The sequence below is a fragment of the Pseudomonas azotoformans genome (assembly GCF_001579805.1).
In the GTDB taxonomy this organism is placed as follows: Bacteria; Pseudomonadota; Gammaproteobacteria; order Pseudomonadales; family Pseudomonadaceae; genus Aquipseudomonas; species Aquipseudomonas azotoformans_A.
On record NZ_CP014546.1, the window covers coordinates 3,085,527 to 3,105,078 of the forward strand.

The window sequence follows — 19,552 nt, forward strand, 5'->3', positions numbered from 1 at the left end:
GGCCAAATGGCCGAAAAGGTGTGCGTATCAAACGCAGACCGGGGGAAGACGGGGCTGGTCGAAAAAACCACACCTGTGAATGCAAAATATTCTCAAATAAGAATGTTGCAGGGTTATTTCGGTTCGATCCTTACGATGCCATCGGCCGACGCCACGGTTTTCACCGGCAGCAGGGCAGGCAGGGCGTTGAGCAGCGCGTCGGGATCATTCACATCCAGATTGCCCGAGACCTTCAAGTGCGCCACGGCGTTGCTGACCTGCAACGGCGCCTGTGGGCGATACAGGCTCAGCTCATCGATCAGGCTGGCCAACTCGCGGTTGCGAAACGACAGGTGGCCGCTGCGCCAGTCGGCGACCTCCTCGGCGGTGAGGGTTTGCTGCTGCAACGTGCCTTTGGCGTAGCTGAAGATCGCGCGCTGCTGCGCACCCAATAGGGTGACGGGGCTTTTGGCATCCGGCTCGAATGCGACCTGCCCATGGGCGACGCTGACCACCAGTTGCTGCTGGCTGCGGCGCACATCGAAGCCGGTGCCGACCACGCGTACATTGGCCTCGCCGGCTTGCACGAACAGCGGTCGTTCCTTGTCGGCGGCCACTTCGAGGTACAGCTGGCCCTTGTCCAAGTGCACGATGCGTTGGTGCGCGGTGAAATCTACGCGCACGCGGGTGTTGGCATTCACATACAAGGTGCTGCCGTCGGGCAGGTTGAGGGTGCGCATGCCTTTGGCGTGGGCTGCGACCTGGGTGTGATACAGCTCGCGGGGCGCGCCGATAGGCGTGGTCATGACCGCGCATAACAGGGCGGCGGCCACGGCCAGGGCAGGGCGCCATGCCGACGGTTTGCGCTTGGGCAGCGCCACGGGTTTGTTCAGTTGCTGCAACTGGGCCAGGTCGGCCCACAGTTGCTCGAATTCGGCATAGGCGCGGGCGTGGGCGGGCTCGGCTTGCCAGGCGGCAAAAGCCTTGCGGTCGGCACGCCCCGCGTCATTATTGCGGTTGCGGGCAAACCAGCTGGCGGCTTGGGCATCGATGGCGTCGCTGTCTTCGATGTCGAGCACGTCGGTGTCGCTCAGGCGGTTCATTCTGGCTGCTCCGTGCCGGGTTCGTGTTGAAGGCGTCGCTTGCAATGCAGCAGGGCAAAAGCGATGTGCTTTTCCACCATGCTGGTCGAAATGCCCATGCGCGCGGCGATCTGCGCCTGGCTCAAGCCTTCGAAGCGGTGCAGCATAAGGGCTTCTCGCCTGCGGGGCGAGAGTTCGGCGAGGACTTCTTTCAACTGTTCCAGGCGTTGCAAGCGCTGCACGGCGGCCATGGGATCGTTTTGCTCGTCGGTGACCGGCTCGGCGTCCATTTCGGCCTGATCGGAGTGGACGGTGTGCCGTACCTTCTGTTTGCGCCAGTGATCACGCAGCAGGTTGCGCGCCATCTGGAACAGAAATGCCCGTGGCTGCTCGACCTTGGCCCGGTCGCGGTAGTCCAGCCACTGAGTGAAGACATCCTGGGTCATGTCCGCCGCGTCGCTGGCGTTGTCGGTGCGCTTGCGCAGGAAATACAGGATGTCTGTATAGAACCCGCGAAAGGCATCGGCCGACAACGGGTCGGGCTTGGGACGAGACATGGATATCCTTCTTGACGAAGCACGACGTGGAGAAAGTCGCGAATGGTATCGAGAACCATTGTCATTTGTCTCGTTTATTTTGTCGGAGCCGGATATCCGGCTCCTGTCGCCTTTTTCAGACGGTTGTCAGCAGTTTTCTCAACTGTTCAATCCCGGTTTCGCCCAGTGGGAACACCGGCAGACGCGGGTCACCCGCTTCCAAGCCTGTCAACCGCAACCCGGCCTTGATCGTCGCCGGCAACCCACCCTTGAGGATGAAGTCCAGCAACGGCAACTGGCGGTAAAACAGCTCCCGCGCCTGGGTCAGGTCATTCGCCAACACGGCCTCATACAGCGCCAGATTGAGCTGTGGGATCAGGTTCGGCGCCGCTGTGCACCAACCCTTGGCACCCGCCGCGAAGGCTTCCAGCGCCAGCGGGTTGCAGCCGTTATAGAACGGCACGTCGCTGTGGCGATGCAGTTGGTGCATGCGCTGGATGTCCCCGGTGCTTTCCTTGACCATGGTCACGTTGGCCACCTGCTTGATGAGGCGCAGGATCAGGTCCACCGACATGTCCGTGCCGCTGGTGGCCGGGTTGTTGTAGAGCATGATCGGCACGCCGATGCTGTCGCCGATCGCCGCGTAGTGCGCGATGATTTCCGCTTCGCTGAGTTTCCAGTAGGAGGTCGGCAGCACCATCACCACATCGGCGCCATTGGCCTCGGCGTAGCGGGCGCGGCGTACGGCTTTGGCGGTGGTGAGGTCGGACACGCTGACGATGGTCGGCACGCGCCGCGCGATTTTTGCCAGGCTGTAGGCGCTGACTTCGTCCCACTCGGCATCGCTTAAATAGGCACCTTCACCGGTGCTGCCCAGTGGCGCGATGGCGTGTACGCCGCCGTCGATCAGGCGGTCGATGGAGCGGCCCAGGGCGTCGAGGTCAATGCGTTGGCCGTCGGCGCTGAACGGGGTGATGGTGTAGCCGATGATGCCGTGAATGTTAGGGCTGGACATGGGAAGTCTCCGGTCGAAAAAGGGCAAGTCAGTTCAGGCAATCGGCGTGTTGACGCAGGTTCTGCCGGGCGTAGTAGTTGAACGCGGCGCCGTGGCGCTTGGGCCGGGAGATCCAGTCATGGGCCTCGCGCCCCAGTTCCGGCAGGATCGGCTTGATGGTGCCAGCCGCCATCGCCAGCAACTGCAATTTGGCCGCGCGCTCGATCAACTGCGCGATCACGCAGGCTTCCTCGACGCTCGCCCCGGTGGACAACTGGCCATGGTGTGAGAGCAGGATCGCGCGTTTGTCACCCAGTGCCGTGGTGATGATTTCCCCTTCCTCATTGCCCACCGGCACACCTGGCCAGGCTTCCAGGAAGGCGCAGTCTTCGTACAGCGGGCAGAGGTCCATATGCGACACCTGCAGCGGCACTTCCAGCATCGACAGCGCGGCGATGTGGGTCGGGTGAGTGTGGATGATGCAGTTCACATCCGGGCGCCCACGGTACACCCAACTGTGAAAACGGTTGGCCGGGTTGGGAATGCCGTGGCCTTCCAATACTTCAAGGTCCTCGTTTACCAGCAACAGGTTGCTGGCCGTGATCTCATCAAAACCCAGGCCCAATTGCTGAGTGTAATAGGTGCCTTGCTCCGGCCCGCGCGCTGTGATCTGCCCGGCCAGGCCGGAGTCGTGGCCGTTCTCGAACAGGATGCGACACGTGAGCGCCAGCTTTTGCCGAACGGTCCACGTATTATCCGCCAGAGTGTTTTGCATCTGGACCAGTGCTTGCTTGACCAGTTGGTCTTTCGGGAGTGCTAATGTCTTGGCCATATCGGGTGCCCTCGGTGGCTGCAAATGACACTAACGATGCTATATGACACTTTGTGTCATTGGCAAGCACAGCTCATCGCTTACTGCATGGATTAATCGCAGCGCATGTCTATCCGTTTGAAATTATTGAGAAAAAAACTTGGTGTGACGTTGGATGTCCTGGCCGAAAAGTCCGGGATGACCAAGAGTTATCTGTCCAAGGTCGAGCGCGGGCTCAATACGCCGTCGATTGCCGCCGCGCTGAAACTGGCCAAGGCGCTGAACGTGAAGGTCGAAGAGTTGTTCAGCGAAGACAGCGTCAGCCTCGACAGCTACAGCCTGGTGCGCAGCCATGAGCGGCCGGACACGTCACCGGGCTATGCGGTGCTGGCCCATCAGGTCAGCGAACGCAGCCTGCTGCCGTTCATCATCTACCCGCCGGCGGAGTTCACCGACAAGACCTTCAAGGAGCATGTGGGGGAAGAGTTTCTGTTTGTGCACGAAGGCCAGGTGGAGGTGGATTTCATGAACGAACGGGTGATCCTGGAGCGCGGCGATGCGCTGCACTTCAATGCGCAGAAGCCCCATCGGTTGCGCTCGGTGGGGCCGGTGCAGGCACAGCTATTGGTGGTGGTGCACAGCAGCGAAGCGTGATCAGCGTTCGACAGGGACGGACAGTGCGGGGCTGCCCAATGGATGCGTGCGCGCTGCAAAGAACTTCAGTGCCACGCCAGTCCCGTCGAACAACTCCGAATACCGCCGCTTCTGCTGACGGATAAACCCCTCACTGCGCCCCGACACCGAGATCGCCAGCGTGGTCAGCTTGGCCTGGCGAATCGCATCCACCAGGTGTTTATCCTGCGCTCCCAGGTCATGGCCAAAGATGCACAGTGCACCTTCGTGGTTGAGCAACTGCTCATAGCAGAACGACAGGTAATCCGAACTGCGGAGGGTCTTGAGCTTTTCCTCAGCCTTGCCCTCGCTGACAAACAGCGGGACATCATCGAGGGTCTTGATCGTGTTGTTGATCGCAAAGCTGCTGAGCAAGGTACTGTCGGTGGTCGGCAATTTGCGCGCGGTACCATCCAGGTTGCGCACCAGGTGCAGGCCTCCGTGCAGGTAGAGGATGCGCGTGGCGTCGGTGCGGGTATTGCGCAGGTCGAAGCTGGCGTCGGCGCTGCGGAACAGGTCGTCGATGCCCGGCGCGTGCAGGATGGCCCAGTAGTTGAGCAGGTCGTAGTTGCTGGTGAACACCGTCGAGTATTGCTTCAGCTCAGCGTTGATCGTCGCCAGCGTCGACGGCTGCACCAGGCGCCACGGGATGTGCACGGCATGGATGGTATTGATCAAGGCTTCCTTGATCGCGTAATAACGATTGCGCGGCGCCGCCGAGCTGACCGCCAGGGCCTTGTTGACCCGGCTGGTGGTCTTCAACGCGCCCAGGGCTTGCTCGAAACTGCGGGTTTGCAGGGCGTCGAACACGCTGAGCTCGGATTGGCTGAGGGGTTTTTCCTCAACGGTGCGGGCGTTTTCGAACAGCGAGTCGTAGGCGAAGTCTTCCCAAATGGCACGGCTCGCGCCATTGCCGATCAGAATCCCGCTGAAGTCCGTGCTGCTGCGCAGTGCGCTCCAGTCTTCGAGGTGGGCGTCAATATCCTGGAAATCCTTCATTGCGGCGGGTCTACTCGAAATCGGCTGGACGGAGACTTTATCACGGCTCGGCGTTGATCCTGATCAAGATACGGAGGCTGGCGCAGGTTGATGCTGTAGGTATAAAGCCTCTGAGGATTGACCATGAGCAGCACCTTCTTCATCCCCGCCGTGAACATCATGGGCATCGACTGCCTCGACGAAGCCATGACCGCCATTCGCAACTACGGCTTTCGCAAGGCGCTGATCGTCACCGACGCCGGCCTGGCCAAGGCCGGTGTGGCGAGCATGATCGCCGAGAAACTGGCGATGCAGGACATCGACTCGGTGATCTACGACGGCGCCAAGCCTAACCCGAATGTGGAAAACGTCGAGAAAGGCTTGGCGCTGTTGCAGGAAAGCGCCTGCGATTTCGTGGTGTCCCTGGGCGGCGGATCGCCTCATGACTGCGCCAAGGGCATTGCACTGTGCGCCACCAACGGCGGGCATATCGGCGACTACGAAGGCGTCGATCAGTCCGCCAAACCGCAATTGCCGCTGGTGGCTATCAACACCACCGCCGGCACCGCCAGCGAGATGACCCGTTTCTGCATCATCACCGACGAAACCCGCCACGTGAAAATGGCCATCGTCGACCGCAACGTCACGCCGCTGCTGTCGGTCAATGACCCGGCGCTGATGGTCGGCATGCCCAAGGGCCTCACTGCCGCCACCGGCATGGACGCGCTCACCCACGCCATCGAAGCCTACGTGTCCACCGCCGCCAACCCAATCACCGACGCCTGCGCGATCAAGGCCATCGAACTGATCAGCGCCAACCTGCGCTTGGCGGTGCGCGATGGCAGCGACATGGCCGCGCGGGAGAACATGGCCTATGCGCAATTTCTCGCCGGCATGGCCTTCAACAATGCATCCCTGGGTTTTGTGCACGCCATGGCGCACCAACTGGGTGGTTTCTACGACCTGCCCCACGGCGTCTGCAACGCGGTGTTGCTGCCCCATGTGCAAAGCTTCAACGCCAGCGTCAGCGCCAAACGCCTGAGCGACGTAGGCCGTGCGTTGGGTGCCGACGTCAAGGGCGTCACCGATGAAGAAGGCGCCCAGGCCGCCATCGCCGCGATTCGCAGCCTGGCCCACGATGTCGAGATCCCGGCCGGACTGCGCGAGCTGGGCGCCAAGTTGCAGGACATTCCCTTGCTCGCGACCAACGCGCTGAAGGATGCCTGTGGGCTGACCAACCCACGGCGGGCGGATCAGCGTCAGATTGAGGAGATCTTTCGCAGCGCGTTTTGATCCGCGTGGCAGCGGGCGACGCACACGCATGCAGCGCCCGCTAACACCAGGCATAAAACCGCCAACGGCCACGCCTGCTGGTGAGCCAGCAGGCTCGCCACACCGCCGATCAACGCGGCCATCAGTTGATGCATGAATCCGCTCAAGGCCATGGCGTAGGACCCGCTCACCGGCGCTTCATCATTGGCCAAGGACAGGCTGATCGGATAACTCATCGATTGCCCGAACACCGCCAGGCAATATGGCAGCCACAGCAACATGGCGAGCCCGCTGGCGAACAGACTGCCGAGCAGCATCACCGCCGTTCCCAGCAATACCAGGGTGACGCCCCAGCCCATCATCCTCAGCTGACCCGTGCGAGCAACGAAGCGATTAACCATCAACGCCCCCGCGAGATACGCCGCGCTGATCGGCCAGCCCAGCCAACCATAGTGCGCCGCGCTCCACTCGAAACGGCCCTGCAGGATCAGCGGCGCGCAGGTGTTGAACGCGATGATCACCCCGTAACCCAAACCACCGGCCAAGGCGGCGTGCAGAAACGGCGGATGCCGAACGATCGTGGCGTAGATGTGCCAGGCGCGGACCCGTGAGTCGACTTTCACCAGCGTCGGGAACGTTACGCGGTGCAGCACCAGCATCAACCCAACCGCGCCAATCGCCAACCCATAGAAGATCGCCTCCCAGCCGAACGCCACTTGTAACAATGAACCCGCAAATTGCCCGATACCCAACGCGACCACGAAGGTCATGCCCAGCCACGACAAACCCTTCGCCAACAGCGCACCCCTGGAACTGTCGCGCACCAACACCCGCGCCATCACCGAAACACCGCCTGCGCCCAAGCCTTGAACCAGCCGCAATGACAGGAAGGTTTCAACGTTGAACGCCAAGGGGATTGCTGCACTGGCCAGCGCATACACCGTGAGTGCAGCCAGCAGCACGGGCTTGCGCCCAAAACGCTCACCTAGGCTGCCCCATAGCAACATCGGCAAAGCCATGCCGACCAAGTAAATCGCCAGGGCCAGGGCAACATGGTCTTCGGCGGCGGGGAGGGCGTGGGCAATGGCCGGGACGGCGGGCAGGTAACTGCTGATGCCGACCTGGGCGAGGAAGGCGGCGCTGCAGGCCAGGGCAAGGGTGGTGGTATTGTTCAAGGGCCGACTTTTCCTTTTTCAGCGGTAAGCTACAAGCTGATAGTGTGTTTGTCTCTAACGTGCGGCTAATCGTTTGTAACCAAGGAACCAACCCATGAGAGTTCTGTTATTCGGCGCCACCGGCATGGTCGGCCAGGGCGTGCTGCGTGAGTGCCTGTTGGCCGCCGACGTGCAGGAAGTCGTTGCTGTCGGCCGCACAGCCCTGACCCAGGAACACGGCAAGCTGCATCAGGTGTTGCACAGCGACATGCTGGATTTCCAGCCGCTGGAAAACCTGTTGCAAGGCTTTGATGCGTGTTTCTTCTGCCTCGGCGTTTCGTCGGCGGGGATGAATGAAGTCAAGTACACCCACCTCACCTACGACCTCACCCTGGTCGCCGCCAGCACCCTGGCGCGGCTCAATCCGCAGATGACGTTTATCTATGTGTCCGGCGCCGGTACCGACAGCTCCGAGGCGGGCAAGTCGATGTGGGCGCGGGTCAAGGGCAAGACCGAGAACGCGTTGCTGCGCCTGCCGTTCAAGGCGGTGTACCTGTTCCGTCCGGGCGTCATACAACCCTTGCATGGCGTGCGTTCGAAGACGCCGCTTTACCAATCCTTCTACTCGGTGCTTGGCCCCCTGTTGACGTTTGTGCGACGGCTGAAGCCGGGTTGGGTGGTGAGCACCGAAACGGTGGGCCGGGCGATGTTGCAGGCCGCGAGCCAAGGCGCGCCGCAGCCGGTAGTGGAGCAGGCCGAGATCAATCGGCTGGCCAGCGAGCGTCGCTGATGTTGCACAAGAGCCTGGTGCGGCGGCTGGACCTGATCACGCTGCAGCTGTTCGTCGCGGTGTTTGAGGAAGGCACGCTGACCCGCGCCGCCAACCGCGAAGCCATTGCCGTGTCGGCCGCCAGCAAGCGCTTGATGGAGTTGGAGCAGGTGCTGGGCGTCAGCCTGTTCGTGCGGCGGGCCAAGGGCATGGACCTGACTGCGGCCGGTGAAACCTTGTTGCACCATGCGCGGCAAATGTTGTTCAACGTCGAGAAGATGGGCCTGGAGCTGGGCGAGCACAGCCACGGCGTGCGCGGTTATGTGCGGATGCTGGCCAATCTGTCGGCAATCATTCAGTTCCTTCCGGAAGACCTGCGGGATTTTTCCGAGCGGCATCCCGAAGTGAAAACCGACCTGGAAGAACGTCCCAGCAATGGCGTGGTGCAAGGCGTGCTGGACGGCGTGGCGGACCTGGGCATCTGCTCCAGTGACACCGACACCAAAGGCCTGCCCAGCGTGACGTATCGCCACGACAAGCTAGTGGTGCTGATGCCGGCGGATCACCCGTTGGCGGCGCGCAAAACCCTGGCGTTTGTCGATACCCTGGACAGTGATTACGTCGGCCTGCACGCCGCCAGCTCCATCAACATGCGCACTCACGCCGCCGCGCGCGAGGCGGGCAGGATGCTGCGCCTGCGCATTCATGTGCCGGGGTTCGATGCGATGTGCCGGATGGTCCAGGCGAACATGGGCATCGGTATCCTGCCGCAGAAAGCCTATGAGCTGTTTGGTCGTGCACTGGGTTTGCATGCCGTGCCGCTGACGGATGACTGGTCGGATCGCAGCTTGATTTTGGTGGTGCGTGATGAGGCGCAGTTGTCGCCGGTCAGTCGGTTGCTGTTCGATTATCTGAGTGTTCGCGTTTAGCGAACGCTCCTTGCCAACTGACGGTTGGATTTCTCCTGCACCTGGCCTCTAGTCTTGGCATCACATTCCAAGAATAAGAGGTACACCCCATGACGGCTCCCCTGAGCGGTATCAAGGTGATCGAGATCGGCACCCTGATTGCCGCGCCGTTCGCCGCCCGGCTCATGGCCGAGTTTGGCGCCGAGGTGATCAAGATCGAAGCCATGGGCCAGGGCGATCCGCTTCGCAAATGGCGAAAGCTGCACGAAGGCACGTCGCTGTGGTGGTACCTGCAATCGCGCAACAAGAAGTCGCTGGCGCTGGACCTCAAGTCGCCGGAAGGCCTGGATTTGATCAAGCAACTGCTCGGCGACGCCGACGTGCTCATCGAAAACCTGCGGCCCGGTGGCCTGGAGAAACTCGGTCTCGATTGGGACGTGCTGCATGCCCTCAACCCCAAGCTGACGCTGGTACGCATCTCGGGCTACGGCCAGACCGGCCCTTATCGCGATCGTCCGGGCTTTGGTGCGATCGGCGAGGCCATGGGCGGCATTCGCTACACCACGGGTAACCCGGATTCACCGCCGGCGCGAGTGGGCGTGAGCCTGGGCGATTCCCTGGCGTCGTTGCACGGTGTGATCGGCGCGCTGATGTCGCTGCTGCGGGTCAAGACGGGGCAGGGCGATGGGCAGATTGTCGATGTGTCGCTGGCCGAAAGTGTGTTCAACCTGATGGAAAGCCTGGTGCCGGAATACGACATGCTCGGCCATGTGCGCGAACGCAGCGGCGGCGCCTTGCCGGGCATTGCGCCGTCCAACACCTACCTGACGGCCGACGGTGCCTATGTGGTGATCGCCGGCAACAGCGACCCGATCTACAAGCGCCTGATGCACACCATCGGCCGCGCCGACCTGGCTGACGCGCCTGAGTTCGCCCACAACGATGGCCGCGCCGCCAAGAGTGGATTGCTCGACGCGGCGATCACCCATTGGACGAGCAGCCTGCCCATCGAGCAGGTACTCAGCGCCCTGGAAGCCGCCGAAGTACCGGCCGGGCGTATCTACTCCGTGGCCGATATCGTCAGCGACCCGCACTACCAGGCGCGTGACATGTTGCTCACAGCCCAACTGCCCGGCGGCGTATCGGTGAAAATGCCCGGCATCGTGCCCAAACTCTCGGAAACCCCTGGCGGCGTGAACTGGCAGGGCCCGACGTTGGGCCAGCACACCGACGACATCCTCGGCAGCCTGGGCCTCACCGGCGCCGATATCCAACGCCTGAAAACCTCGGGAGTGGTGCAATGATTGCTGATTATTCCGACGCGATGATCGTGCAAGAAGTGTCGCCGCGCGACGGCCTGCAAATCGAGCCGACCTGGGTCGAGACGGCCGACAAGATCGCCCTGGTCGACCAGCTGTCCCTCGCCGGTTTTTCGCGGATCGAAGCCGGTTCGTTCGTCTCGCCCAAGGCCATTCCGGCGTTGCGTGATGGCGAGCAAGTGTTCCAGGGCATCGAGCGTAGGCCGGGTGTGATCTACGTGGCGCTGATCCCCAACCTCAAGGGCGCGCAGCGTGCCATCGCGTCCCGCGCCGATGAGCTGAACCTGGTGATGTCTGCCAGCCAGACCCACAACCTGGCCAATATGCGCATGCGTTGCGAAGCGTCATTGGCGGCGTTTGATGACATCGTCAGTTTTGCCCGCGATTACCCGGTGAGGCTCAACGGCAGCATCGCCACCACCTTCGGTTGCCCGTTCGAAGGCAAGATTGATGAAGACCGCGTGTTGCAGATTGTCGAGGCGTATCAAGCGCTGGGCATCCAGGGCATCAGCCTGGCGGACACCACTGGCATGGCCAACCCGCGTCAGGTGGCACGCCTGGTCAAACGCGTGCTGGAGCGTGTGTCCGCCAGCGATTTGACCTTGCATTTCCACAACACGCGGGGCCTGGGCTTGTGCAATGTGCTGGCCGCCTATGAAGCCGGCGCCCGGCGTTTTGACGCGGCGCTGGGGGGCTTGGGCGGTTGCCCGTTTGCGCCGGGGGCGTCGGGCAATATCTGCACCGAAGATCTGGTGAACCTGTGTGATGAAGTCGGGATTCATACCGGTATCGACCTGCCGCACTTACTGCACATGTCTCGCCGCTTGCCCGCCTTGTTGGGACACGAACTGCCCGGCCAGGTGGCCAAAGCCGGACGCAACTGCGATCTGCATCCACCGCCTGCCTACATCGTCACGCTGTAACACCGCACCAGACAACAAAAACAATCGGGCGCCTGTGAGCAGCCCGCTGGAGAGAAACCATGAGCACTAATACGTTGGAGGCCGGCGCGCGCCCGGCCGCTGAAATCGATGCCGAAAAAGCCCTGGTCAGCAAGGTCGCCTGGCGCCTGATGCCGCTGATCATGGTGTGCTATCTGTTCGCGTTTTTTGACCGGATCAACATCAGCTTCGCCAAGTTCCAGTTGCAGGCTGACCTGAGCCTGAGCGACACCGCCTACGGCCTGGGGGCCGGGCTGTTTGTGGTGGGGTATGTGATCTTCGAAGTGCCGAGCAACATGATGCTGTACAAGGTCGGCGCGCGGCGCTGGATTGCGCGGATCATGATGTCGTGGGGTCTGGCGACGGCGGCCATGGTGTTTGTCACGGCCGAGTGGCAGTTCTATGCGCTGCGCTTTCTGATCGGCGCCATGGAGGCGGGTTTCGCGCCTGGTGTGCTGTATTACCTGACCCTGTGGTTCCCGCAGCATTTCCGTGGGCGCATCACCTCGATGCTGTTCCTGGCCTCGGCCTTTGCGGGCCTGGTGGGCGCACCGTTCTCCGGCCTGGTGCTGGAACACCTCGACGGTGTCTTCCAGATGCGCGGCTGGCACTGGTTATTCCTGCTCGGCGGCTTGCCGTGCATCGGCCTGGGTTTCCTGGTGCTGACCTTGCTCAAGGACCGCATCGAAGACGCCCATTGGCTGACGGCGGCGGAGAAGACCTTGCTGTCGAGCCGCATCGCCAAGCATGAGCCGAACCAGCACGGGGGCTCGCTGCTGTCGGCGATCCGTATTCCTGGGTTCCTGATGCTCGGCTTCATCTACTTCCTGATCCAGGTGGCGTCCTACGGCCTCAACTTCTGGGCGCCGCAGTTGATCCGCAGCGCCGGCACCCAGAGCCCGGTGATGATCGGCCTGCTCACGGCGATTCCCTATGTGTGTGGTGCCATCAGCATGGTGGTGATCGGGCGGCTGTCGGATGCCACGGGCGAGCGTCGCAAGTTCGTCTGTGGCCTGGTGGTGCTCGGCGCGGTGGGCTTCTTCAGTGCCGGCATTTTTGCCGATCACACCACCTTCCTGATCATCGCCCTGGGTATGTTGGGCGCGGGCATCATCGCTTCGATCCCGACCTTCTGGACCCTGCCACCCAAGTTGCTGGCCGGTGCTGGCGCCGGCGCGGCGGGTGGTATTGCGGTGATCAATACCCTCGGCCAGTTTGGTGGCATTGTCAGCCCGGTGATGGTGGGGCGGATCAAGGACCTTACTGGCAGCACCACGCCGGCGCTGTATGTGATTGGCGTGTGTGCACTGTTGGCGGCGGCGTTGCTGCTGTGGGGCCTGCCGCAAAAACTGCGCACCCTCGATAAGGGCTGATCAGCCAGCGGTTGCCAAGGCGCGAGCGGGCGTGGCGCTGAACTGAATCAACACCACGCCGCCGATCAACAACAACGCCCCCAGCACGCGGGGCGTTGTCAGTTGGCGCTCCACCAGGCCGAACAGGCCGAAGTGATCCAGCACCAGCGACGCCAGAATCTGCCCGGCCATGGCCAGTGCGATAAACCCCGAGGCGCCGAGCTTGGGCAACAGCATCAACGCCAGGGAAATAAAACACACGCCAAACGCGCCACCGGCCCACATCCACAGCGGCGCCTTGTTGATAAACGCCAGGCTCGGCAACGGCAGGCGCAGCGCCAGAATCACCGGCAGTAACACGATGATACTCACCAGCAACGACGCCAGCGTGGCCCACAACGGGTGGCCGAGGCCGCGTCCGAGGTTGGCGTTGATCGCACTTTGAAACGGCACCACCGCGCCGGCGATGACCGCCAGCGCCAATAAGCCCACCCAATGCAGCGTAGTCATGTCGAATCTCCCAGAGGTTTTGCTGGACTCTAGGCTATTCGTCGCGCAAATTTAAATTCCAAGTTCTTATGCAGAGCATGCAGCTGATGAATGATCTACGCCGCATCGACCTCAACCTGCTGGTGATCCTCGACGCCTTGCTCAGCGAGCAACACGTCACCCGCGCGGCTGAGCGTTTGCACCTGAGCCAGCCGGCAGTCAGCCACGCGCTGGCGCGTTTGCGTGACCTGCTCGGTGATGCGCTGCTGGTGCGCCAAGGTGGCAGCCTGGTGCCGACTGCCCGCGCGCTGGAGTTGGCCGCGCCACTGGCCGAAGCCCTGGCCCAGGTGCAGGCGTTGCTGGCGCCGAATCGCTTTGACCCGGCGTCGGCCAAGCGCAGGTTTCGCGTGGCGATGTCTGACTACAGCGCGGCGATTTTCCTACCCGACCTGGTGCGAGTGCTGCGCCGCGAAGCGCCGGGTATCGACCTGCAAATCATCCAGGCCAGCCGGGAGGGCATGGTGGACGGGGTGCTCAATGGCGATCTCGACCTGGCGGCTGGCGTATTCCCCGACATGCCCGCCGAACTGCGGACTACGCCATTGTTCGAAGAGCACTACACCTGCCTGGTCGACCGCGACAGCCTTGCGGCAAGCGGCACACTGGATCTGCCCACCTACCTGTCACGTCCCCATGTATTGCTGGAAATGCGCGGCAGCGGCACGCCGGAAATCGAGCGGGCGCTGACAGCGATTCGCGAGCGTCGGCATGTGGCGATCAGCCTGCCGCACTGGGGCGTGGCGCCGCAGTTGATCCGCGGCACGGACTTGATCCTGACCGTGTCTTCCCGAGGCTTGCTGGAGATTGATCACGCGCATTTGCTGGCGGTGCCGCCGCCCTTTCATATTCCGTCGTTTGCGTTCGAACTGGCGTGGCATGCACGGCGGGGTGGGGATTCGGGGTTGCAGTGGTTGATTGTGCGGGTGCAGGGGGTGTTACAAATCTGAGCCTTCATCACCAGGATGCGGGTGGCTGGCGCCGGGTATGGAAGATCCGCATGACTTGCAATCGGCCCCCTCGGATGCGATACGGGACAATGTAGGGCCATCTAGGCACTACCCATTCGCGAGTCCCTGGCACGCGTCCCTCTTTTCCCATCGCTGGAAATTCAGCAATCTGTTGGAGTCCAGTCAAGATTGCCTGGACAAATTCGTGGGCAGCTTTTGGATTTTCTTCAGCAATATAAGCGGCTTCATCGTCAAGGTTCCTGAGGGCTGCCCTCAGCCACTCAACCTGCATTAGTGCGCCATTTATCAGCGACAGCTTTTACCTCGGCAGCGGTAGCGAAATCACCCGCATCCGCTTCTTTCAATGCTTTTTGAATTTCCTCAATTTGCCAGGCTTCGCGCGTGAGGTATTCGCGCAATGCGTCTACCGCCAGAAAGGATTTGCTGCGCCCGGTGGCCTTGGCGAGACTGGCAAGCGTATCGGCGATATCTTCCGGTATACGTAGGGACATGACAGACATGACGACCTCGTTGTAGTGACATGTAGTGCAACATACTACATTGTCACCGTGTCCCTGGTTTCCCCCGTTCGTCAGGGGGCGTTCTGATTGTAAAAGGAGTATCCATGCTCTCTGGCTTCAACCACCTGACCCTGGCCGTCACCGACTTGCCGCGCAGCATCCGTTTCTACCGTGAGCTGCTGCAACTTCACCTCGACGCCACCTGGGACGCTGGCGCCTATCTCTCACTGCCGGGCCTTTGGTTGTGCTTATCGCTCGATCCGCTGCGCGACTCGAAGCCGGCCGCCGATTACTCCCATTACGCGTTTACCGTGGCTGCGGCTGACTTCACCAGGTTCGTAGAGCGCCTGCGAGCAGCGCAGGTAGAAGAATGGCGCGACAACCGCAGTGAAGGTGCTTCGTTCTATTTTCTCGACCCCGATGGCCACAAGCTCGAAGCCCACGTCGGCGACCTGGCCTCAAGGCTGCAAGCCTGTCGCGCCAAGCCTTATGCCGGAATGACGTTTTACCCGTAGCGCGGGAACGTGCAGAATCCATCCACCTCTTAACCCTCCGTTTGAGTCGCGCCCATGACCCCATCCTTGCTGCTCGCCGTCCTCGCTTCAGGTTTCATCTACGGTATTACCCCGGGGCCGGGGGTGTTGGCCGTGTTTGGTATCGGCGCCGCCCGTGGTCGTCGGGCCGGGGCGGGTTTCTTGTGCGGGCATCTGCTGGGGGATGTGGTGTGGTGCTCCACGGCGCTGATCGCTATCGTCGGCGCGCGGGAAGTGGGCAGCAGTGCGTTTGATGTGCTCGGCGTACTCAGCGGCCTGTACCTTTTCTGGCTCGGCTGGCGCGCGATCCGCACTCAGCGTCGCAGCAGTGATGCGCCCCAGGGCGCGGCACGGCATCCGTTCTGGCACGGCATTCTATTCGGGCTGACCAACCCCAAGGCGTACCCGGTGGCGGTGGCGACGTTTACGGCGTTGTTGTCGAGCCGTGCCGAGTTGCTGACCTGGTCGATGCTGCCGTCGTTGATCTTCCTCAGCTTCGTCGGCGGCCTGCTGGCCTACGCGATCCTGATTGGCGTGGTCGGCGCGCAGAGGGTGCGTACGGTGTATCAACGCCATGAAATCCTGATCACCAAGCTCTGTGGTGTGATGTTTATCGGCTTCGCCATCAACGCCCTGGCGCACGCGTTGCCGGGCCTGTTTGGCAGCAAACCCGCTTGATTTGACGATGACCGTTCGTCGCACTGGCGAGTTTTTTCTAAACCTTTGCCGCCCTGAAAATTCGAATTGAGGGCGGGGTGTGTTCCCCCGCCCTTATTTTCAGCCTGGAGGAACCCATCATGAGCCGCATGGCTATCCGGTTACGCACCGCCAGTTTCGCGATGCTGCTGGGCCTCGGCGCCAGCAATGCTTTCGCCCAGTCGCCTGCTGAATTCATCGAGCAGGCTTCGGCCAAGGGTATGGCCGATATCGAAACCAGTCGCATGGCCCACGCCAAGACCTCGTCCCAGGAAATCAAGGACTACACCATCGAGGTGATCAACGAGCGCACTCTGGCCAACCAGCACCTGGCGGCCATTGCCAAGAAGCTCGACCTGCCGGTGGCGCCGCGCGAGAAGATCGTCGACAAAGCCGAAACCCTGATGCCCGAACTCAAGGACGGCGACTCGTTTGATGCGGCCTACACCGCGCAGCAAGTGAAGGAAAATGAAGACGCCATCGCGCTGTTCAAACAGGAAGGCGCGGCGTCGGATGTGCCGGAAATAAAAGCGCTGGTCGACGAGACGCTGCCCAAGCTGGAAGAGCGTTTGCAGAAGGCTCGGGCCTTGGCATCGACTTACGGTAAAGGTCATCAAGGCGACGGTTAAGTTAGTCATCTGAAATAAAACAACGGCGGTTGGATCAGATCCAACCGCCGTTCTTTATGCCTGGTTCAAATCGGTTTTGGTCGGTGCCGCATCGTCGGCAGCATGACCGCAGCTGCTGTTCAGGCTCACCGTGCCGGTGTTGCCGATGCTGCGGTATTCCTGGCGCAGTTTTTCCAGTTCCTTGCGATCCAGGCCATCCAGGCTGAGTACGGCATTCTGTGCATCCTTGGACACGCGCAGCAGTTCATCGATCTTGATATGCAGGATGTCGTTGTCGCGGTTTTGCGTGTTCTGGATCAGGAACACCATCAGGAACGTGATGATGGTGGTCGAGGTGTTGATGATCAGTTGCCACGTATCGTTGTAGTGGAAATACGGCCCGCTTAGGCTCCACGCCAGGATCAACGCCACCGCTGCGTAGAACGTGCGCGGGCTGCCGGCCCAACGGGACAGGGATTGGGAGACTGCGGAGAATTTCATGACCGTTTTCCTAGGAAGGGGTGATGAAATAATGGACCGCAGGGACTCTCTGAAATTTCTTTTTACATTTGCTGTGGGTCTTCAGAACGCCAATTCAGCCTGGCCTGTACCTTCCAGCGCCAGCAGATATTGCTTGGCTTCCAAGCCTCCCGCAAAACCCGTCAGCCCGCCTGACGCGCCAATGACCCGATGACACGGCGCAATGATCGAGATGGGGTTACGCCCATTGGCTGCACCCACTGCACGTACGGCTTTCGGGTTGCCGATCTGTTGGGCGATCTGGCTGTAGCTGCGTGTTTCGCCGAAGGGAATGGTCAGCAAGGCCTGCCAGACCTGTTTCTGGAAATCGGTGCCGGCGAAGTCCAGTTCCAGTTCGAATTGGTGGCGGTTGCCAGCGAAGTACTCCTGCAATTGACGCTCGGTTTCCAACAGCACCGGGCTTTCAGGCGCCTCGTACAATTGGCCCAGGCGCACACGGTTGGCGCGTTCGGTTTCCCACAGGATGGCGCTGAGTTTGCCGTCGCGTGCCACCAGGGTGAGTTGGCCGACAGGGGAGGGCATGAGCTTGTATTCGTAGGGCATGATCGGGCTCCTGAAGGTGGGTGCAGTGGGAGTCTAGAGGGGAGCGCTGACCGGCAAACTACGTTTCTTGCGATCAAATTCAGCGCCGCCAGTAGAGCCTTCGTTACCCCTCCTGTTGCAGCACTTTAAGCGCCGCCGATGCCAGAAACCCCGAGCGGCTTTTTTCTTCCGGATGGTGCAGTACATATTCATCGATGCGGTTCAGCAGGTAACCCGGCAACGTGATGTTGAGCTTCTGCGCCTTGCCCAGATACTTGGTGACATCAATGTCTACCACGGCCCAGGTGCAGCCTGCGTACTGGGGGTTGGCGGCATGCAGGGTGACCTTCTGCGCACTGGGAATCGGCGCACCGTCTTCGGCCAGGATCTCGAAGTGCCCTTCGATGGCTTCGCGGGCCATGGCCATGGCGTCGTCCAGGTCGTCACCGGCGGAATAGCAACCAGGAATATCCGGCACTTCCACGCCCCAGGCGTGATCCTCGTCACCGGTTGAAATTGCAATCGGGTAAAGCATGTCTGTTGTCCTCCACGGACGCTTAACTCAACAGAGCTTGTTTCAAAATGCTCTTGGCGGTCTTGTCCAACAGGTCCTTCTTTGGATGTGGAATCGTCACCAGCCCCGGTTTAGTCGGGTGCTTGAAGTGATGATGACTCCCTCTGATACGCGCCAGATACCAACCGTCCGCAACGATGTGACCTATCAAATATCGGCTATCCACAACACCTCCTTGTGGTGTGTGTTGGTGGTGACTATAACCACTGAAAAGAAATTATCAACACTCTACCTACCAGTGGTCGATGACCGGTCTTTGGGGTAGGCGGTAATTAGAGTGTATGAGGGCGTAGGAATGGCGTCGGGGAGAGGTATTGCGAGGTTTTGCTATCGAGTTACCGCGTGTGTAGGGGCTGCGCAATGACGGCGAGAAACGCATCAACCAGCACACTTTTTGTTTCAGTACGGGTTAATACCAACAACTGAGCACACGCATCCACTTCCACCAGAGGCCGGTACGTCACGCCTTTATTCATCAAACTCTGCGTACATGCCGGCACCAACGCCACACCTTGTCCGGCGGCCACCAGCGCAATGATCGACGTGATCTGCCGGCCGGTCGGGCCCGGGCGCAAAGGCTGGCCGTGATGTCGATACAGCTGCTCGATGGACTGGTTGAGCCCCGATCCATAATCCGCCGGAAACAGGATCAACGGGTAGGCACTGAGCTGCGCCAGGTTGACGCTCGGCTGACGGGCCAACGGGCTCTCACTGGACACAGCGGCCACCAACCTTTCTTCGCCCAGGGACAGCGCTTGCACCGCTTCATCTTGCGGCAACAGGCGACTCAAACCGATATCCAGCCGCCCGTCCGCCACCTGCGCGCCCAGGCTGCCGGAGGCACATTCCACCAGGGTCAATTGCACATCGGGAAAACGCAGGGCAAACGCCTGGATCGCCTGGCTGAACCGGTCCGACAGCGCGATCGAACTCACATACCCCAGCGTCAGTTGCCCCGCAGTGCCCGCCGCCAGTTTGCCGGCGATCACTTGCGCCAACTCAACCTGCTCCAGCACACCACGGGCATAGGGCAGGAACGAGCGACCTTGCGCGGTGAGGCTGACCGTGCGGCTGGTGCGATCAAACAACTTGAAGCCCAACTCGGTCTCCAGCGCCGAGATCTGGCGTGTCAGCGGCGGCTGCGCCAAGTGCAGGCGAATGGCCGCGCGGCCGAAGTGCAATTCCTCGGCGACCGTCAGAAAGTAACGCAGCTTGCGTAGGTCGAGCATCCTGATCCTTGGGTATCGATCGGTCCGAAATCGGTATTGGTTCTAGACCTGCCGGCCATTCTATAA

The 19,552-nt window shown here is 61.3% G+C and carries 25 protein-coding genes; 11 read left to right on the forward strand and 14 right to left on the reverse strand.

Going from position 1 to position 19,552, the window contains the following annotated elements:
• Positions 1 to 113 precede the first annotated feature (113 nt).
• The 4 genes from AYR47_RS14270 to AYR47_RS14285 form a co-directional block, all read right to left on the reverse strand.
• A complete protein-coding gene (locus AYR47_RS14270) occupies positions 114 to 1,082 on the reverse strand; it encodes a FecR family protein (protein ID WP_033902697.1) in 969 nt (322 codons plus the stop codon).
• Complete coding sequence (locus AYR47_RS14275) at positions 1,079 to 1,618, reverse strand: RNA polymerase sigma factor (RefSeq protein ID WP_033902696.1); 540 nt, start codon at positions 1,616 to 1,618, stop codon at positions 1,079 to 1,081. Before AYR47_RS14275 ends, AYR47_RS14270 begins: the two co-directional genes overlap by 4 nt.
• Before the next feature lie 115 nt (positions 1,619 to 1,733).
• On the reverse strand, positions 1,734 to 2,612 hold the full coding sequence (locus AYR47_RS14280) for a dihydrodipicolinate synthase family protein (RefSeq protein WP_061435638.1): 879 nt from the start codon (positions 2,610 to 2,612) through the stop codon (positions 1,734 to 1,736).
• Between the two features lie 28 nt (positions 2,613 to 2,640).
• Positions 2,641 to 3,423 (reverse strand): aldolase, encoded by a 783-nt coding sequence (locus AYR47_RS14285; protein WP_033902694.1) that lies wholly within the window; start codon positions 3,421 to 3,423, stop codon positions 2,641 to 2,643.
• A 105-nt stretch (positions 3,424 to 3,528) separates the two neighbouring features.
• Here AYR47_RS14285 and AYR47_RS14290 point away from each other — a divergent pair, with 105 nt between their 5' ends.
• Positions 3,529 to 4,056, forward strand: coding sequence for a helix-turn-helix domain-containing protein (locus tag AYR47_RS14290; protein ID WP_033902693.1), 528 nt, complete (start codon positions 3,529 to 3,531; stop codon positions 4,054 to 4,056).
• On the opposite strand, the gene AYR47_RS14295 is transcribed toward AYR47_RS14290, so the two are convergent.
• Positions 4,057 to 5,073, reverse strand: a complete 1,017-nt coding sequence (locus AYR47_RS14295) for a DUF4917 family protein (protein ID WP_061435640.1) — start codon at positions 5,071 to 5,073, stop codon at positions 4,057 to 4,059. It abuts the gene before it with no gap.
• Between the two features lie 123 nt (positions 5,074 to 5,196).
• Between AYR47_RS14295 and yiaY the strand changes: the two genes are divergently transcribed.
• The gene (yiaY, locus tag AYR47_RS14300) at positions 5,197 to 6,345 is read left to right on the forward strand and encodes an L-threonine dehydrogenase (RefSeq protein WP_061435642.1); all 1,149 of its coding nucleotides are present in this window, start codon (positions 5,197 to 5,199) and stop codon (positions 6,343 to 6,345) included.
• Here the strand turns inward: yiaY and AYR47_RS14305 are convergent.
• Complete coding sequence (locus AYR47_RS14305) at positions 6,312 to 7,499, reverse strand: MFS transporter (RefSeq protein WP_061435643.1); 1,188 nt, start codon at positions 7,497 to 7,499, stop codon at positions 6,312 to 6,314. The genes yiaY and AYR47_RS14305 overlap by 34 nt on opposite strands.
• Before the next feature lie 94 nt (positions 7,500 to 7,593).
• Between AYR47_RS14305 and AYR47_RS14310 the strand changes: the two genes are divergently transcribed.
• The 5 genes from AYR47_RS14310 (at position 7,594) to AYR47_RS14330 (ending at position 12,788) form a co-directional block, all read left to right on the forward strand.
• On the forward strand, positions 7,594 to 8,268 hold the full coding sequence (locus AYR47_RS14310) for an NAD(P)H-binding protein (RefSeq protein WP_033902689.1): 675 nt from the start codon (positions 7,594 to 7,596) through the stop codon (positions 8,266 to 8,268).
• A complete protein-coding gene (locus tag AYR47_RS14315; RefSeq protein WP_033902688.1) occupies positions 8,268 to 9,176 on the forward strand; it encodes a LysR family transcriptional regulator in 909 nt (302 codons plus the stop codon). The genes AYR47_RS14310 and AYR47_RS14315 overlap by 1 nt, the downstream gene beginning before the upstream one ends.
• A gap of 89 nt (positions 9,177 to 9,265) precedes the next feature.
• Positions 9,266 to 10,459: a CaiB/BaiF CoA transferase family protein gene (locus AYR47_RS14320; RefSeq protein ID WP_061435644.1), complete on the forward strand. Its 1,194-nt coding sequence runs from the start codon at positions 9,266 to 9,268 to the stop codon at positions 10,457 to 10,459.
• A complete protein-coding gene (locus AYR47_RS14325) occupies positions 10,456 to 11,397 on the forward strand; it encodes a hydroxymethylglutaryl-CoA lyase (RefSeq protein WP_061435645.1) in 942 nt (313 codons plus the stop codon). Before AYR47_RS14320 ends, AYR47_RS14325 begins: the two co-directional genes overlap by 4 nt.
• Positions 11,398 to 11,456: 59 nt before the next feature.
• On the forward strand, positions 11,457 to 12,788 hold the full coding sequence (locus AYR47_RS14330) for an MFS transporter (protein ID WP_061435646.1): 1,332 nt from the start codon (positions 11,457 to 11,459) through the stop codon (positions 12,786 to 12,788).
• Here the strand turns inward: AYR47_RS14330 and AYR47_RS14335 are convergent, their stop codons facing one another.
• Positions 12,789 to 13,277: a DMT family transporter gene (locus AYR47_RS14335; RefSeq protein ID WP_061435647.1), complete on the reverse strand. Its 489-nt coding sequence runs from the start codon at positions 13,275 to 13,277 to the stop codon at positions 12,789 to 12,791.
• 77 nt (positions 13,278 to 13,354) lie between these two features.
• Here AYR47_RS14335 and AYR47_RS14340 point away from each other — a divergent pair, with 77 nt between their 5' ends.
• On the forward strand, positions 13,355 to 14,263 hold the full coding sequence (locus AYR47_RS14340; protein WP_420492055.1) for a LysR family transcriptional regulator: 909 nt from the start codon (positions 13,355 to 13,357) through the stop codon (positions 14,261 to 14,263).
• 7 nt (positions 14,264 to 14,270) lie between these two features.
• Here AYR47_RS14340 and AYR47_RS14345 read toward each other — a convergent pair whose 3' ends face one another.
• The gene (locus AYR47_RS14345) at positions 14,271 to 14,555 is read right to left on the reverse strand and encodes a type II toxin-antitoxin system RelE/ParE family toxin (protein WP_033902682.1); all 285 of its coding nucleotides are present in this window, start codon (positions 14,553 to 14,555) and stop codon (positions 14,271 to 14,273) included.
• Entirely contained in the window at positions 14,545 to 14,784 is a 240-nt protein-coding gene (locus AYR47_RS14350) for a CopG family ribbon-helix-helix protein (protein WP_016975132.1), read from the reverse strand. The genes AYR47_RS14345 and AYR47_RS14350 overlap by 11 nt, the downstream gene beginning before the upstream one ends.
• A gap of 104 nt (positions 14,785 to 14,888) precedes the next feature.
• Here AYR47_RS14350 and fos point away from each other — a divergent pair, with 104 nt between their 5' ends.
• From fos to AYR47_RS14365, 3 genes are all read left to right on the forward strand, one after another.
• Positions 14,889 to 15,299 carry a fosfomycin resistance glutathione transferase gene (fos, locus tag AYR47_RS14355; RefSeq protein WP_033902681.1) on the forward strand — a complete coding sequence of 137 codons (411 nt, stop codon included), beginning with the start codon at positions 14,889 to 14,891 and terminating at the stop codon, positions 15,297 to 15,299.
• Between the two features lie 54 nt (positions 15,300 to 15,353).
• Complete coding sequence (locus tag AYR47_RS14360; RefSeq protein ID WP_033902680.1) at positions 15,354 to 15,995, forward strand: LysE family translocator; 642 nt, start codon at positions 15,354 to 15,356, stop codon at positions 15,993 to 15,995.
• Between the two features lie 119 nt (positions 15,996 to 16,114).
• Positions 16,115 to 16,642, forward strand: a complete 528-nt coding sequence (locus tag AYR47_RS14365) for a DUF4142 domain-containing protein (RefSeq protein ID WP_016975135.1) — start codon at positions 16,115 to 16,117, stop codon at positions 16,640 to 16,642.
• Positions 16,643 to 16,696: 54 nt separating this feature from the next.
• Here AYR47_RS14365 and AYR47_RS14370 read toward each other — a convergent pair whose 3' ends face one another.
• The 5 genes from AYR47_RS14370 to AYR47_RS14390 form a co-directional block, all read right to left on the reverse strand.
• Complete coding sequence (locus AYR47_RS14370) at positions 16,697 to 17,122, reverse strand: low affinity iron permease family protein (protein WP_038842343.1); 426 nt, start codon at positions 17,120 to 17,122, stop codon at positions 16,697 to 16,699.
• Between the two features lie 81 nt (positions 17,123 to 17,203).
• Positions 17,204 to 17,704, reverse strand: coding sequence for a methylated-DNA--[protein]-cysteine S-methyltransferase (locus tag AYR47_RS14375; protein ID WP_033902678.1), 501 nt, complete (start codon positions 17,702 to 17,704; stop codon positions 17,204 to 17,206).
• A 103-nt stretch (positions 17,705 to 17,807) separates the two neighbouring features.
• Positions 17,808 to 18,218: a type II toxin-antitoxin system HicB family antitoxin gene (locus AYR47_RS14380; protein ID WP_033902677.1), complete on the reverse strand. Its 411-nt coding sequence runs from the start codon at positions 18,216 to 18,218 to the stop codon at positions 17,808 to 17,810.
• Positions 18,219 to 18,240: 22 nt separating this feature from the next.
• A complete protein-coding gene (locus tag AYR47_RS14385) occupies positions 18,241 to 18,423 on the reverse strand; it encodes a type II toxin-antitoxin system HicA family toxin (RefSeq protein WP_012722731.1) in 183 nt (60 codons plus the stop codon).
• Between the two features lie 169 nt (positions 18,424 to 18,592).
• The gene (locus tag AYR47_RS14390) at positions 18,593 to 19,486 is read right to left on the reverse strand and encodes a LysR family transcriptional regulator (protein WP_061435651.1); all 894 of its coding nucleotides are present in this window, start codon (positions 19,484 to 19,486) and stop codon (positions 18,593 to 18,595) included.
• Between the last annotated feature and the right edge of the window lie 66 nt (positions 19,487 to 19,552).

Bases quoted from the DNA above. Each gene is read 5' to 3' on its own strand.
- AYR47_RS14275 (WP_033902696.1), bottom strand. From the start codon at position 1,618: ATGTCTCGTCCCAAGCCCGACCCGTTGTCGGCCGATGCCTTTCGCGGG.
- AYR47_RS14335 (WP_061435647.1), bottom strand. From the start codon at position 13,277: ATGACTACGCTGCATTGGGTGGGCTTATTGGCGCTGGCGGTCATCGCC.
- AYR47_RS14320 (WP_061435644.1), top strand. From the start codon at position 9,266: ATGACGGCTCCCCTGAGCGGTATCAAGGTGATCGAGATCGGCACCCTG.
- AYR47_RS14380 (WP_033902677.1), bottom strand. From the start codon at position 18,218: ATGCTTTACCCGATTGCAATTTCAACCGGTGACGAGGATCACGCCTGG.
- AYR47_RS14325 (WP_061435645.1), top strand. From the start codon at position 10,456: ATGATTGCTGATTATTCCGACGCGATGATCGTGCAAGAAGTGTCGCCG.
- AYR47_RS14360 (WP_033902680.1), top strand. From the start codon at position 15,354: ATGACCCCATCCTTGCTGCTCGCCGTCCTCGCTTCAGGTTTCATCTAC.
- AYR47_RS14340 (WP_420492055.1), top strand. From the start codon at position 13,355: ATGCAGCTGATGAATGATCTACGCCGCATCGACCTCAACCTGCTGGTG.
- AYR47_RS14330 (WP_061435646.1), top strand. From the start codon at position 11,457: ATGAGCACTAATACGTTGGAGGCCGGCGCGCGCCCGGCCGCTGAAATC.
- AYR47_RS14350 (WP_016975132.1), bottom strand. From the start codon at position 14,784: ATGTCTGTCATGTCCCTACGTATACCGGAAGATATCGCCGATACGCTT.
- AYR47_RS14310 (WP_033902689.1), top strand. From the start codon at position 7,594: ATGAGAGTTCTGTTATTCGGCGCCACCGGCATGGTCGGCCAGGGCGTG.
- AYR47_RS14295 (WP_061435640.1), bottom strand. From the start codon at position 5,073: ATGAAGGATTTCCAGGATATTGACGCCCACCTCGAAGACTGGAGCGCA.
- yiaY (WP_061435642.1), top strand. From the start codon at position 5,197: ATGAGCAGCACCTTCTTCATCCCCGCCGTGAACATCATGGGCATCGAC.
- AYR47_RS14365 (WP_016975135.1), top strand. From the start codon at position 16,115: ATGAGCCGCATGGCTATCCGGTTACGCACCGCCAGTTTCGCGATGCTG.
- AYR47_RS14370 (WP_038842343.1), bottom strand. From the start codon at position 17,122: ATGAAATTCTCCGCAGTCTCCCAATCCCTGTCCCGTTGGGCCGGCAGC.
- fos (WP_033902681.1), top strand. From the start codon at position 14,889: ATGCTCTCTGGCTTCAACCACCTGACCCTGGCCGTCACCGACTTGCCG.
- AYR47_RS14315 (WP_033902688.1), top strand. From the start codon at position 8,268: ATGTTGCACAAGAGCCTGGTGCGGCGGCTGGACCTGATCACGCTGCAG.
- AYR47_RS14390 (WP_061435651.1), bottom strand. From the start codon at position 19,486: ATGCTCGACCTACGCAAGCTGCGTTACTTTCTGACGGTCGCCGAGGAA.
- AYR47_RS14290 (WP_033902693.1), top strand. From the start codon at position 3,529: ATGTCTATCCGTTTGAAATTATTGAGAAAAAAACTTGGTGTGACGTTG.
- AYR47_RS14280 (WP_061435638.1), bottom strand. From the start codon at position 2,612: ATGTCCAGCCCTAACATTCACGGCATCATCGGCTACACCATCACCCCG.
- AYR47_RS14270 (WP_033902697.1), bottom strand. From the start codon at position 1,082: ATGAACCGCCTGAGCGACACCGACGTGCTCGACATCGAAGACAGCGAC.
- AYR47_RS14285 (WP_033902694.1), bottom strand. From the start codon at position 3,423: ATGGCCAAGACATTAGCACTCCCGAAAGACCAACTGGTCAAGCAAGCA.
- AYR47_RS14375 (WP_033902678.1), bottom strand. From the start codon at position 17,704: ATGCCCTACGAATACAAGCTCATGCCCTCCCCTGTCGGCCAACTCACC.
- AYR47_RS14345 (WP_033902682.1), bottom strand. From the start codon at position 14,555: ATGCAGGTTGAGTGGCTGAGGGCAGCCCTCAGGAACCTTGACGATGAA.